The organism is Planococcus sp. S3-L1, from assembly GCF_030063085.1.
GTDB lineage: Bacteria > Bacillota > Bacilli > Bacillales_A > Planococcaceae > Planococcus > Planococcus kocurii.
The window spans coordinates 36,711-50,904 of sequence record NZ_JASISN010000002.1 but is presented as its reverse complement, the minus strand read 5'-3'; the positions used below and the strand labels follow the sequence as shown (position 1 = coordinate 50,904).

Below are 14,194 nucleotides of genomic sequence, written 5' to 3'. Positions count from 1 at the left end.
TATGTTCGTAACCATTGAAAATCTTTGCTTTTCTTACCCAAATACAAAAGCTGTAGCACTTGATAATTTCTCTTTAGAGATTGAAAAAGGAGAGGTCATTTCCATCCTTGGGCGAAGCGGTAGTGGAAAAAGCACTGTCCTTCGCTTACTTGCAGGACTTGAAAATCCTTCAGTTGGAAAAGTGACGATTCAAGATCAAGTTCTTTGTGATCAACATACTTTCGTTCAACCTGAAAAACGTGGCATCGGCATGGTATTCCAAGATTATGCACTTTTCCCTCATATGACGGTTGCCGATAACATTTTATTTGGACTGTTCCGCATGAAAAAAGCGGCTAAGCAAAAGCGGCTCCAAGAAGTCTTAGAACTCGTGGAATTACAGGGTTATGAAAAACGTTATCCGCACCAATTAAGTGGTGGACAGCAGCAACGTGTTGCGATTGCTAGAGCGCTCGCGCCAAATCCACATCTATTATTACTCGATGAACCCTTTAGTAATTTAGATGCCGAACTTCAAGAGAAAATTCGGAAAGAGTTGCGTGATATTTTAAAGAAAGCCAATATCACCTCTATCTTCGTAACACACGACGAGAAAGATGCTCATATTCTAGCTGATCGAATTGTTAAGATCAAAGACGGCAGTACTGATTTTATTGGTCGTCCTTGTGATTTACTCGATGTTTATCGTCAAGAAGCTCGCAACGCACCTACTATTGTAGAAGAAAAAGAATTAGTTCGTATTTAAAAACAGCCCTCCAATAGAGTGGTTTACTAAACCCATACAAAAACCCATTCGAAAAAAATCGAATGGGTTTCTTCTATTATAAGGTGTTGTGTTCGCCGACGACTGACAAGCTTTCTGTCTTTTGCTTCACATCTTCTATTTCAATTGCTTTCCGAGCAACGCCCGTATCCATAGCAGCCTTTGCTACTGCCGCCGCAACAGCTGAGGCCACACGCAAGTCAAACGGTTTGGGTATAACATAGTCCTCATTCAGCTCATTTGCCTCTAGTAATCCCGCAATCGCTTCGACTGCAGCGATTTTCATCGCATCGTTGATGTCAGTAGCCAATACGTCTAAAGCACCTCTAAAGAGTCCAGGGAAGGCTAATACGTTATTGACTTGGTTTGGGAAATCAGAACGTCCCGTGCCAACTACTCTGGCACCGGCTTGTTTCGCCAAGTGCGGAAGAATTTCAGGGTTTGGATTGGCCATAGCGAAAATGATGGCATCATCATTCATCGTTCGGACCATATCTCCAGTCAATGCACCTTCTGCTGATACGCCGATAAAGACGTCTGCTCCTTGGATGACATCTGCCAGTAGACCTTCTTTGCGTTCGTAATTGCTCATTTCAGCTACTTCTTCTTTAAACGGATTCATGCCATTTTTGCGTCCTTTGAAAATAGCTCCTTTTGTATCACACATGATCACGTGACCAAAGCCAAATTTACTCAGTAATTTAACGATGGCAATTCCTGCAGCTCCCGCACCGTTAACGACAATTTTGGTTTCCTGTACGTCTTTTCCGACCAGTTTTAATGCATTGATCAAGCCTGCCAAAGTAACAATTGCTGTACCGTGCTGATCGTCGTGAAACACGGGAATTCCCATTTCCTTTTTCAAACGCTCTTCCACAATAAAACAAGTCGGGGCCGAAATATCCTCAAGATTGACGCCGCCAAATCCTGGTTCAAGCAATTTAACCGTTTGGATAATGGTTTCCGCATCGGTTGTATCCAAACAAATCGGGAACGCGTCAACTCCAGCAAATTCTTTAAATAATATAGCCTTTCCTTCCATAACCGGCAATGCGGCAAGCGGACCAATGTTGCCGAGGCCAAGAACTGCTGTCCCATCTGTCACTACCGCGACCATATTGCTTTTCATTGTGTAGTCGTGAACCTTTGACGGGTCTGCTGCGATTTCTCTACAAGGTTCTGCTACTCCTGGAGAATAGGCGAGGCTCAAGTCCCTTTCATTTTCCACTGCTACTTTTGACCGAATCTCCAATTTCCCCTGATGCGTCCTGTGCAGTTGCAACGAATCGTTTTTTAGCTTAGACATGTGCCTCATCTCCCTTTGTTCATAATTGTTTATTATAAAGAGTATTTTGATAATTGAAAGAGTTTTCAATTAATTTGATCAATGTTCAGACTTTAGGCGGATACAGTAGTAAAGTTTTTCTGTATCTACTGGTTAAAAAACGCTAACAAAAAGAGAACTGAAATTTCTTCAGTTCAGCTTGTAGACAAAAGAATACTTATTCATTTTTTTGTATGCATTTAGGATTTTCTGCACCAAGCGGACGCTTTGCGACGAAGCTAGCGCAGCGATGCAGGAGCATGGGTTTTCAGTGACGAGGAGACTGAAGCTGAGCCCACCGGAAAGCGAAGTGGCCAGCCTAGTTGAAGATTATACATCACTATTCAGTTTAATAAGACTTTGTCTACAAGCTGCTGAACTTTCTTCAGTTCTCTTTTTTAGTTAGATAGCTGTCCAGCCACCATCGACTTTAATGGTTTCACCGGTTACAAAATTAGCTAAGTTAGAAGCCAAATACAACACGGCTCCCGAGATATCTGCTGGTTGAGACAAGCCATCCAGTAAAATTCTACTGTCAATCTCATGTTTGAACGTCTCGTCTTTGAACATATTGACAGTCAACTCGGTTTCGACAAAGGTCGGCGCTACCGCATTGACACGAATTCCTTGCTTTGCCCACTCCACTGCGAGAGCTTTTGTCAGTTGCACGAGACCTCCTTTACTTGAACAATACGCCGCTCGCTTCACATAACCAACAAAGGCCATTTGCGACGCGATATTAATGATTCGTCCACTGTTTTGTTCGAGCATGTATCTAGCTGCTGCTTGACTAGCAAAAAATGCCGTCTTTAAATTCAAGTCGAGTACCGCATCCCAGTCCGCTTCTGTTACTTCCATTGCCGGTTTCGCAATGTTAATACCCGCGTTATTAACCAATACATCAACAGTTCCAAATTCTGACGCAGCTTTATCAATCAGTTTCTGAACTTCCCCGATATCACTCAAATCCCCGGAAACTGCGATGCATTTCGGATTGTATTCTTGTAGTTCCTTCAAAGACGCTTTGAGAACTGTTGTGTCTCGTCCAGAAATCACCACATTGGCTTTTAGTTTTGCGAAAGTCAACGCAATGTCTTTACCGATTCCTTTGCTGCCACCTGTGACAATTACTGTTTTGTTTTCAAGTTCAGAAAAATAGGCAGTCATTCTGAGGCACCTGCCTTTAAATCTTTTTTCAAAAAGTGAATTAAGGTCTGTTCTCGTTCTTTATTTAATTTTGCCGAAACATCAGGCTCCCACGAATAAAACCCTTCTCCTGTTTTATCCCCAAGCTTGTTTTCAACTACAAGTGTGGACAGCGTTTCGCCTGATCGCTGATCTGTCGCTAGCTCTTCAAACAAATAATTAGAGATTGCCGAGAAGACGTCAAGCCCTCCCATATCCGCAGTCATAAGTGGTCCGGTTACAGGCAACCTTCGCCCAATGCTATACGTGACAGCTGCATCAATATCTTCTTTTGAAGCAACTCCAGCATCCAGTAAAGCTTGCGCTTCACGGAACAAGGCATATTGTAGACGATTGCCGATAAATCCTGGAATTTCCTTATGGAGCAAAATTGCTTTTTTGTTCATTTCTTTTAAAACAGCCATTGCTCGCTCAACAGTCTTTGCATCTGTCTGCTCTCCCTTAACTACTTCTACTAAAGGAATAAGATGTCCTGGATTCCAAAAATGCGTTACGACAAAGCGAGCGGGTAGCCGCATCTCTTCAGCCAATAAACTCGGTTTAAATCCAGAGGTGTTGCTGGCAATGATCACGTCATCGCTGATCAACGTCTCCAATCGACTATAAAGTTCTTTTTTCAGCTCCAATACTTCGGGTACAACTTCGATAATGAACGTCGAGTTCAAAATAGCTTTTTCAAGAAAAGTGGTCAATTGAATTCGTTGTCTAATTTCTTCTGCTTGGTCGACAGTAACCAGTTTATTGTCTGTCATGACTTTGAGTTTGTTATGTAATCCTCTATCCGCATTGCTAAGATCTTGTTCATCGATGCCATAAACCGTTACAGTTTCGCCGGCCCATGCTGCCGATAAGGCAATTGAATGTCCCATCGTTCCTGCTCCAAGAATTGAAATTTTTTCCATCCCTTACACCCCTCTGTCGTTTGACTGTCTCACGCAAACTGCCCAACAAACAAGGAACCGAAAGTTTGTTGGGCAGTTTCATCTTATAATCCAAGTGAGAATAATACAACTGCCAGTGCAGCACCAATGAGTGGCACGACAACGGTTAATGCACCAAATGCAGGATACGCATCTTTATGTGTTTCACCTGCAATTGAGCGAATAGTCGTTACGACATAACCACCCTGCAGCATTGAATCGAGTGAACCTGAAGAAATGGAAACCGTTCTGTGTAAGGCTTCTGGATCGACTCCCATATCTAAATAATGAGGTGCAAGCAGGGGTAAGCAATCGCTTGTCCACCCGAAGACGAACCTGTTAATCCGGCAATGACCGCCACCGCCAGTGCACCCCCAATTAACGGGCTTCCTGGAATACCCGTCATAACATCAACCGCTGTTTCAAAAGAAGGTGTCGCTTTGACAACTCACCAAAACCAACCACTGCTGCCGTATTAGCAATCGCGATAACAGCTCCTACTGCACCTTCACTGAAGGCATGCCCAATATTACGGAAATATTTTCTGTTAAGAAAATAAGTTGTTGCAATACCGCCGCTTAACGCAATAATCAATGCCGAAGTTCCAAGCGAATTGTGGAAAAGAAATGAAATGCCTAGAACGACAACCAGTGGAATCATACTGAGTAAAGGATTTGGTAATTCTATGCGTTCTTCTGCAGCCGGATCGGTTTTCCGAGCGATAAATCGCTCCCCTTTTACTAACGCTTTGGAAATCATTTTCTTCAACCACCAGTACCCAAAAATCATCATAAATAAGGCTACGATGATACTGACCTCCCACCCTGCATATGGTGTCGTTCCTAAAAATTCAATGGGAATCCAGTTCTGGATTTCAGGCGAACCAGCAGAAGTCATCGTAAAAGTGGTCGATCCAAAAGCAAGCGCCGCCGGGATAAAACGTCTCGGCAAATCAGCTTGTCTAAATAGGCTGAGTGCCATCGGATACACAGAGAAAGCGACAACGAACAAACTGACGCCGCCATAAGTTAAAACCGCACAAGCAAGAACAACAGCTAGAGCCGCACGTTTCATCCCAATTTTGCTAACGATCCATTTTGATACGCTGTCAGCTGCACCACTGTCTTCCATCACTTTACCAAAAATGGCACCGGTCAAGAACATCAAATACCACGAAGCGATAAAGCCTGTAAAACCGGTCATGTAATTTGTTAAAAAGTTAGCTGCCCCTTCCTCAGCAAGCTGAGGAAACAACGGCAATCCATTTAATAACGCAACAAACAAAGCAGTTAACGGTGCTGCGATCAACAAGTTCATCCCGCGCATCGTCAAAATGATCAATAAAATTAAGCCACCAAACATTCCCAACATGCCAAGCATAAAACAACCCCCTATACCCCTTAGAGTAACTTATTTACTGCCGTATCTTCTGACTCTGAGAAGCGCCTGTTCTGCATGTCCTGCGAAGTTTTCAAGCTGGCATAAACGTGCTGCATATTCACCGATATAAGCACTCGCTTCTGGTGTTACTTTCTGATACGTAACGGTTTTGATGAACTTACCTACCCACAATCCTCCTGTGTAACGAGCAGCGCCTTTTGTCGGCAGTGTATGGTTAGTCCCAATTACTTTGTCGCCATATGCAACATTCGTTTCGGGTCCTAAAAATAAACAGCCATAATTCGTCATATTTTCAAGGAAATAATCAGGATTTTCTGTTAGGATTTCAACATGCTCAAATGCCAAACGGTCTGCTTCAATACGTGCTTCTTCTATTGAATCGACTAGTAAAATTTGGCCGTAATCTTCCCATGAAACGCGTGCAACATCGGCCGTTACTAATGTTTCTAATTGGCGTTCGATTTCTTTAATTGTTTCATTTGCTAGTTCTTCTGAAGTTGTAATCAATGCTCCTGGTGAAGTGGGGCCGTGCTCTCCTTGACCTAGAAGATCTGTCGCCACCATTTCGGCATCCGCTGTATGATCTGCTACCACTAGCGTTTCAGTCGGTCCAGCAAATAAGTCGATTCCAACGCGTCCGTACAATTGACGCTTCGCTTCCGCTACAAAGGCATTTCCCGGCCCGACGATCATATCAACTGATCTGATTGTTTCCGTTCCAATCGCCATCGCTGCCATCGCTTGAATTCCACCAAGTAAATAGATTTCATCTGCTCCAGCAAGTGACATTGCGGCAATTGTCGCGTTTGGAATTTCTCCATTGATTGGCGGTGTGCAAGCGATTACACGTTTAACACCAGCAACTTTTGCTGTTAGCACACTCATATGAGCGGAAGCAACCATTGGATAGCGTCCACCTGGAATATAGCAGCCTACACTGTTCACTGGAATGTTTTTATGTCCAAGAATAACTCCTGGTATGTTTTCTACTTCAACGTCATTCATAGAAGCCAGTTGTGCTTCTGCAAAGTCGCGAATATTTTTTTGGGCAAACTTAATGTCTTCGATAACATGATCAGGAACAGTGGAAACGATTTCATTTATTTCAGCTTGAGACAAGCGAAAAGATTCTGGCTGCCAATTATCAAATTTACCTGATAGTTCACGCACTGCTTGATCGCCATTTTTTTCAATGGCTAATAATGCCTCTGCCACTATTTGCGAAACTTTCGAATCGTTAGCGCTTACTTCTTCTTGAGATCTTCCTGCTTTCAATACTTTCATCATAATTCCTCCAAAAATTTATTTTTGAATACGTATGCAAAAATGAAACTATTTAGAGAATATGCGCATTTTCGATAAATGTCAACACCTATTATGTCGTTTTCCGTTCAATAAATACCCCATCCACTTCTACAGCCTCTGCTGTGCCTGTATAGTCAATCATTTCAGCTAATAAATAAGTCACCGTTTCTTCTACCATTTTTTCAATCGGTTGTTCCCAAGTTGTCAGTTCATAAGCAGGCCAAGAAGACATGCCAATGTTATCAAAGCCAATCACTTTAACTTGTGCTGGAACTTGAATTTCTTTTTTCCGTAAAGCATCCATAACACCTAGCGCCATAATATCATTCGCTACAAAAAAAGCGGACGGCAGTGCCTCTTCTTTCATGATTGCAAGGGCTGTTTTATAGCCACCTTCATATGTATAATCTGACGAATACTTTTTGAAATTCAAATTGTGTTGAGTCACTACTTCGCTAAATCCTTCTTCACGTTCTTGACTAGTCGATGTATTTTCATTGCCCGAAATGTAAGCCATATCTTTCGAGCCTTTAGCAATCAGATATTCTGCTATTGCACGACCTGCACTCAAGTTATTGCAGCAGACCGAATAGAAATTAGAACGGCTCAATTTCCGGTTAAAAAACACCAACGGAATCTGGTTTGCTCTGAAGCTTTCTGCAACATTTAGCGACATCGTTGCATCTGTGATGACCACTCCAGCAACATTGTAATTCAATAAGGTCTCAATATCTTCAGTTTGAATTTCATCGCTATTCGTATGGACGAATAGAATGCTATAGCCGAATTTTTTAAATGAAGCTGTAAACTGTGTTAAGACTTGAGGATAAAAAGGATTTTGTACGCCTTTCATTACTAAGCCTATAATTTTTGTTCGGTTGGTGATTAAACTTCTGGCAAACTCATTTGGCCGATAGCCCAGTTCTTCTGCTGCAGCCAATACTTTTTGACGTGTTTTTTTAGAAACTTTTGCACCTTCAAAATAGACTCTAGAAACAGACGATTGCGAGACACCTGCAAGCTTTGCAACATCTTTTGCATTGATTGTAGACTTCATTCTTTTCAACCCTTTTCCACTAATATCGAACTCTAGCTTACACTATAACTACTTTTCTAGCATCCCTTGTGTTTAGTCGCAGTAAAAATTCCTGCAGGCAACAGCAGGAATTTTACTCTTTCATTTGCTCCGTTTTACTATTTTCTAAAACTGAAACTAGCAGGAATCCTTTTGTGCTAACTTGGCAATTTTCATTGGTACAAACTTATAAACTGTTACAAGTGAAACGAATCGTCGTATAGCGGTTTCATGTGCAAATCGTATTCTTTTTTTACGTCTTCGATGTCGTAAATAGTGCCAGCGTGTTCAGCCGTACTCATCTGTTCTACTTGTTCATGAACCAAATCGGCGAAATATTTTCCGCAGGCGACATCATTCGGATATTTTGCCTTTACTTTAGCTACCAGCTCTTCATCGAGTGTTTGGTTGAAAGCATGATACATAGCTGCATTGACGATTGTTAACGATTTTTTAGAAGCATAAGACACCATATAAAAATTTCCGTAACGATCTTTCAACAAATCTCTTTTCGGAATAATTTCCATAACTTCGCCCTCCTCCAGTTTTATACTGTTCCATACCCGTCAAGTCACTCGAAAAAACTGTAAGTGCGTAAACCTCTTGTTTTTCGTTGACAAAAAAAGACCCATTTGCAAGAAGCAAATAGGTCAACTAGTGTAATTCGGTGAACTGACATTCATCCTTTTTTTATAACTATAGGCGCCATAACTGAATCTTTTCAGGTTTTTTTTTTACATCAAGCGCCCCTTTTAGATCAAAGACTATTCCTTGTTGCTCAATCAATAAACTGTCAAACTGCTTCCAACCATTTTCTCTATAAGGCTTGTGCGGAACAGCCAAAATAACTGCATGCGCTGGTTTTAGTTGGTGGTGAGGTGAAAGATGAGACTCGTAGTAGAGAGTGGTGTCTTCAGCGGAAGCATAAGGATCTGCTAATTGCACATCGATGCCGTGTTCTTTTAGTTCCTTGACGATATCGACTACTTTAGAATTGCGTAAATCGGGAACTTCTTCTTTAAAAGAAAGTCCCAAAATCGTCACACGACTGTTTGCGACATTAGTATTCTCCTGATTCATTTTTTTGATTAACGACTGCGCAATAAAACGACCCATTCCGTCATTAATTTTACGTCCTGACACAATCACTTCCGAACGCTGCCCCAAACTTCTTGCTTTGTCCGCTAAATAATGTGAAGCTAGTCCGATTCCCTGTCCACCAACTAAATTTGGCATTGTTTTTAAAAAACCGCGTTTACTTCCTGCCGCTTCTAGCACTTCTTGTGTATCGATGCCCAACTGCTCGCAGATCTGCGCCAATTCGTTGATCAATGCTATATTAACATCTTGTTGAATATTTTCAATCAACTGTGCTGTTTCAGCAACACGAATGGAAGGGGCTTTATGTATACCTCCAGTAACGATACTGCCATAAACCATCGCCAGATATTCTGTGACTTCTTCATTTTGTCCTGCAACTACTTTTTTTATTTTTTTAAAGTTGTTTTTTTTATCTCCTGGAAAAATTCTTGCAGGGGAATACCCGACAAAAAACTCCTTGCCACTTTCGTACCCAGAATACCTCTCGAGTAATGGAATACACAAGTCTTCAGTTACACCGGGTGCCACAATGGATTCGTAGACGATAACCGCGCCTTTTTTCATATGTTCCCCGACACATTTACTAGCCTTTTTTAAAGCGGATAAATCTGGCAGATGGTCTTCATCAATCGCTGATGGTACGGCTATGATAATAAACCCTGCATCTTTTAAATCTGAAGGAGTCGCCGTAAAAACAATGGTTGCTTTTTCAAATTCCTCACGGCTTACTTCGTTTGTCTTATCTAGTCCAAGCATCAAAGCCTGAATTCTAGCGGTATTCGTATCGTAGCCGGTAACTGGGTATTTATGATTAAACGCAATTGCTACGGGCAATCCGACATACCCCAATCCAACAACTGCTATTTTTAAATTTTGTAACATGATGACGGATATCCCCTTTCTCCTGCCTCTACCATATGCTCTCGGATTGCCCGTGCCAATTTGTCAAATCTTGCACAATTCTTATAGTAGAATGTCAAAAAAATAAAGCAGCTAGTATAAGACACTTGAAATTTGTTAAAGTAAATTCTCTTTTTCCGTTAGTAAGGTAAGTAAGATGACTTGTCCTTTTGAAGTTAACGCTAGTTTCCATGACACAACATCTTCAACTTTGTTTTGAATATGCAAACTGATGACAAAAGCTTTAAGCCGATCAAAATGCGGAATTTGGCTTCCGCCAAAAACAAAACGTGTCTGTGGATGTTTATCAATTTTCTCAAGCGTATTCAACTTATATGCATGCGATTTTAAATTTCCTTGTTGATCCAAACCACATGAAATTTCACCGAGCTTTTCCACAAATCCATTATCGCTTTCAACCGCCCCAATTTCCAAACTGCCAGATAATAACGATACCGTATTGTTTTCGCAATACGTTACAAGATGAATCGTATTTAAAGCATACGGATAGATTTTATTTAAGAAAGGATGCTGTTCTATCATGTCTCTATCTTGAAAAGGTATGTTGCTTCTCACTAGTTCTTCAAAACTAAATTCATCTCGATATTTTTCTACACCCATCCGAATTCACCCTTTTCCTGTTTTATTATTCTACTGAGCAACAAAAAAATCGCTGCTTAAAAAGGGAAATCTTCAAACGCAATCATTCAGGTACCGGTTAGAAATTCTTTTGTTGTTCGATGATTGAAATAACCAGTTTACGCGCCTCATCTTCAGATGCTGTTTTCAACTTTTTCAACAAACGGGCCATGTCTAGTTGACTAAGCCCTTGTGATTTTTGGAGTACCTTGTAGATAGACTTCCCTTGTAGTTGAAACAAGCTACTTTTATCTATAGCTGTTTTTAGTCCTCCACCATGAAGAATGTGCTGAACTGCGTAACTAGTTTTTGTTTTTTGCTCGAACAGCGGAAAGAAGTTTCCTGGTAGTTGTTCTTTAAAAACATGTGCTGGTAATCGAATGATGACGTACCGTGTCAAACTAGTTGTTGAAATAGTATTTATGATTATTTCAGCCAATCTTTTATTCGCTTCTTTGAGGTTTAACGGCTTTGCTGCGTGCTCAGAAGATACTAACACAAACGCATCAACGTGATAGCGAGTGGCTGCTTCTGCACTATTTTTTGTTCCAAACACTGAGGTGTATACTTCTTTTAATGGCATTTCTTCTGTGACATCAATTTGCTGTTGACCGTCTGTATGGTAGATTATATCGGGCTTGTATCGTTCGACTGCTTCAAAAAGACGTTTTTTGTCTTGAATATTTAAGATAATGGGGATAATTTCTATCTGTTTTTTCATCAGTTTTCTTACTTCGTACTCAACCGAATAAATCGATTGCGGTCCATGTCCGAGCAGTAAAATTCGAGCGGGTTGATAGTGAATGAGCTGACGGCTAATTTCTGAACCAATCATTCCTCCCGCTCCGATTACCATCACTATTTTGTCAGTAAGATGAGGTGCTTGGGGCAAGACTGCGTGTTCCATTTTTTCTTCCAGGTTTTCAAATCCTACGAGCACAAATGTATGGAAATGGCGAAAGAGGACAAGAACAGGAACGAGACAACGATGAAGATTTCCAAGTAGTTGCTGTTTGCTAATCTTCATTCACTTTCTTCCTTTCCTACAGTTCCATTTGGTCATTCATTATAATTATGGTAATAGTAATTTTCCTTGTTCATCGGGTAATTATTCAACACCACTCCCAAAATTAAGGCTTTTGCCGTTGCTAAAGAATCACGTGCTTTTTCAACGCTTATTTTTTCTGATTTGCCGGTATTAACGACCAGTACCGTACCGTCGCATCGATTGGCTAAAATTTTAGAATCTGTTACAGAAAGGATTGGCGGTGAATCGAAAAGAATATAATCGTAGGTTTCACGCATCTCTGCGATCAATTCATCCAAAGCATCCGCTTCGAGTAACTCGGCCGGATTTGGTGGGATTTGTCCACTCATAAGTAGGTCTAAATTTGCTATGCCACTCACTTTGACTGATTGCTTCAGGCTTCCTTTTCTCAACAATAAATTGGATAAGCCTGTGTTATTGCCGAGTTGAAATGTTCGATATAAAGTTGGACGCCGCATGTCTGCGTCAATCAATAGTACTTTTTTTCCAGTTTCGGCAAAAACGATGGCCATATTTGCAGCCGTTGTCGACTTTCCTTCTTCTTTTGCAGCAGACGTAAATAAAATGACTCTCGAATGCAAATCAGGCGTCGAGAAGTTAATATTTGTTCTTATTGTTCGGTATTGTTCCGCTGCGATGGAATGCGGATTAGTACGAGCCACCAATTTTCGCGGCATTAACCTTTTTGTCTTGTTCGCTGTCCGCATAATGATCCTTCTCCAATCTAGTTGTTAGATTTAACGGCTTTTCCATCTTTAAATTACTGTCTACTTGACTAACGACCCCCAAAATCTGAAGTCCAGCCATTTCTTCGATGTCTTCTTCCGAGCGCACTGTCGTGTTTAACTGCTCCAAAATTAGCGTGATGCCGACGCCAAAAGCCAAACCAACAATTGCACCAATCACCATATTGAAAATCGGATCGGGACGAATTGGATTAGGATTTGCAGTAGTTTCAGCTGCAGCTAAAATGCTGACATTATCCACTTTCATCATTCGCTGAATTTCCTCTTGGAAAACCTGTGCAGTCGTATTAGCAACCAGTACCGCTCCTTCCATAGAAGAATCTTCAACCGATAAAGTTACTACTTGTGAGCTTTCAATATTGTTGACAGTTATCCGATCGGTCAATGATTGAACCGTTTCGTCCAACTGTAATTTTTCAATTACAGTTGTTAAAATCGCAGGACTTTTAATAATGACGTTATACGTCCCAATTAATTGCAAGTTCGTATCAATATCCAAACTAGTAAAGTCCTGATTAATGGCGGTATTTTGATTGATCAAAATTTGAGTTGTCGCCTTGTAAACCGGCTTTATAAGGGTATAACTTGCTACTGCACTAAAGACAACGAACGCAAGCGTAACAAAAATGATTAACGCCTTTCTCTTTTGCATCGCTTTCAGGAATTTATTCAGATTGAATGTACTCTCCATAATTAAATCCTCCTATGGTCTATCCTTTGTACTTCTTATTTTGAAGTGACTAGGTTAAATAGACGTTAAATAATCTAAAAATTTAGAAAACTAATTATTCGTAGTTCTTACTACTTATTTTATTTTTTTAATAAAAAAAAGGATGTAGTAAAAAAATCATAAACAATGACTTTTCGGCTACAACCTTGCTGAATTTAAAAAATACAAAGATGTTCTATTTCTATCAAAAGCAACTGGTCATTCCAAAACTTTACCTCCAGGGTCTTGACAAGTTCTGTATTCTCGCCTGCGATTTTGAGAAAACAGACGGAGAAAAAGAGTTTCTTTTTCTCCGTCTGTTTTCTGTTAGAGGCTTATGGGACAGTCCCTCTTACGCTAGTATAAATTTATAGCCAAAACCCCGTACGGTTTGGATATAAATTGGGTTGGCTGGGTCTTGCTCAATTTTTTTCCGTAATTTACTAATGTGTACTTTGACTGTTTGGACATCTCCTTCAGAATAATAGCCCCACACTTGATCGTATAGTTGTTCAGCGGTCCAAACTCGGTTGGGAGTCTGCGCGAGCAACAACAATAATTGAAATTCTTTATGATACAGTTTGACCTGCGTTCCTGCAACGTAAAGTTCTCGGGCATCCACATGAATATGCAGGTCGTTATACTTCAAAATCGTTAGCTGTTCTTGTTCACCGCTCCTCCAACCATTTCGTCGAAGAATTGCACGAATCCGAGCTTCTAACTCATTAAAATCAAAGGGTTTGGTAATGTAATCATCGCCCCCTACTTCAAGTCCTTGAATTTTATAAGCCAACTCTTTTCGGTAACTAACGAACAAAATTGGCAAAGTCGTTTTTAATCGGATTTTTTTGCATACTTCCAGTCCATTCATACCAGGCATTTCTACGTCCAACAAAATGAGATCTGGCTTTTCTTTTTCTATTAATGTTAAAGCTTGATAGCCATCTTCAGCTTGGATAACACCATATCCTTTTTTTAGCAGAAACAACCGCATCAGTTCGCGGATGCCTTCATCATCCTCAACAATTAACACAGTCGCAACATTCATCTGTTTTCC

13 protein-coding genes and 1 pseudogene are annotated in these 14,194 nt (G+C 40.7%); 1 reads left to right on the top strand and 13 read right to left on the bottom strand.

The features are described from left to right. Position 1: 1 nt before the first annotated feature. Positions 2-745 (top strand): ABC transporter ATP-binding protein, encoded by a 744-nt coding sequence (locus QMF37_RS02345; RefSeq protein ID WP_058384659.1) that lies wholly within the window; start codon positions 2-4, stop codon positions 743-745. A gap of 76 nt (positions 746-821) precedes the next feature. On the opposite strand, the gene ystJ is transcribed toward QMF37_RS02345, so the two are convergent. The 13 genes and pseudogenes from ystJ to QMF37_RS02280 all read right to left on the bottom strand — a co-directional run bounded on the left by ystJ (position 822) and on the right by QMF37_RS02280 (position 14,185). Further along, positions 822-2,069 (bottom strand): NADP-dependent malic enzyme, encoded by a 1,248-nt coding sequence (ystJ, locus tag QMF37_RS02340; protein WP_058384658.1) that lies wholly within the window; start codon positions 2,067-2,069, stop codon positions 822-824. 420 nt (positions 2,070-2,489) lie between these two features. Continuing rightward, positions 2,490-3,254 (bottom strand): SDR family NAD(P)-dependent oxidoreductase, encoded by a 765-nt coding sequence (locus tag QMF37_RS02335; protein ID WP_071153853.1) that lies wholly within the window; start codon positions 3,252-3,254, stop codon positions 2,490-2,492. Beyond that, positions 3,251-4,195 carry a 3-hydroxyacyl-CoA dehydrogenase family protein gene (locus QMF37_RS02330; RefSeq protein WP_071153854.1) on the bottom strand — a complete coding sequence of 315 codons (945 nt, stop codon included), beginning with the start codon at positions 4,193-4,195 and terminating at the stop codon, positions 3,251-3,253. The genes QMF37_RS02335 and QMF37_RS02330 overlap by 4 nt, the downstream gene beginning before the upstream one ends. Before the next feature lie 83 nt (positions 4,196-4,278). Next, positions 4,279-5,593: pseudogene (locus tag QMF37_RS02325) on the bottom strand (GntP family permease). 30 nt (positions 5,594-5,623) lie between these two features. Beyond that, positions 5,624-6,901, bottom strand: a complete 1,278-nt coding sequence (hisD, locus tag QMF37_RS02320) for a histidinol dehydrogenase (protein WP_283476374.1) — start codon at positions 6,899-6,901, stop codon at positions 5,624-5,626. Positions 6,902-6,989: 88 nt separating this feature from the next. Next, positions 6,990-7,976, bottom strand: a complete 987-nt coding sequence (locus QMF37_RS02315) for a LacI family DNA-binding transcriptional regulator (protein ID WP_283476373.1) — start codon at positions 7,974-7,976, stop codon at positions 6,990-6,992. Positions 7,977-8,191: 215 nt separating this feature from the next. Continuing rightward, entirely contained in the window at positions 8,192-8,521 is a 330-nt protein-coding gene (locus QMF37_RS02310; RefSeq protein WP_071153858.1) for a hypothetical protein, read from the bottom strand. 169 nt (positions 8,522-8,690) lie between these two features. Then, positions 8,691-9,977 (bottom strand): nucleotide sugar dehydrogenase, encoded by a 1,287-nt coding sequence (locus tag QMF37_RS02305; RefSeq protein WP_283476370.1) that lies wholly within the window; start codon positions 9,975-9,977, stop codon positions 8,691-8,693. Positions 9,978-10,112: 135 nt separating this feature from the next. Further along, the gene (locus QMF37_RS02300; protein ID WP_071153860.1) at positions 10,113-10,616 is read right to left on the bottom strand and encodes a sugar-transfer associated ATP-grasp domain-containing protein; all 504 of its coding nucleotides are present in this window, start codon (positions 10,614-10,616) and stop codon (positions 10,113-10,115) included. 97 nt (positions 10,617-10,713) lie between these two features. Further along, positions 10,714-11,661 carry a polysaccharide biosynthesis protein gene (locus QMF37_RS02295; RefSeq protein WP_283476367.1) on the bottom strand — a complete coding sequence of 316 codons (948 nt, stop codon included), beginning with the start codon at positions 11,659-11,661 and terminating at the stop codon, positions 10,714-10,716. Positions 11,662-11,693: 32 nt separating this feature from the next. Then, on the bottom strand, positions 11,694-12,389 hold the full coding sequence (locus QMF37_RS02290) for a CpsD/CapB family tyrosine-protein kinase (RefSeq protein WP_058384648.1): 696 nt from the start codon (positions 12,387-12,389) through the stop codon (positions 11,694-11,696). Next, positions 12,331-13,119, bottom strand: coding sequence for a YveK family protein (locus tag QMF37_RS02285; protein WP_071153862.1), 789 nt, complete (start codon positions 13,117-13,119; stop codon positions 12,331-12,333). The genes QMF37_RS02290 and QMF37_RS02285 overlap by 59 nt, the downstream gene beginning before the upstream one ends. A 370-nt stretch (positions 13,120-13,489) precedes the next feature. Beyond that, positions 13,490-14,185: a response regulator transcription factor gene (locus tag QMF37_RS02280; RefSeq protein WP_283476365.1), complete on the bottom strand. Its 696-nt coding sequence runs from the start codon at positions 14,183-14,185 to the stop codon at positions 13,490-13,492. Positions 14,186-14,194: the final 9 nt, after the last annotated feature.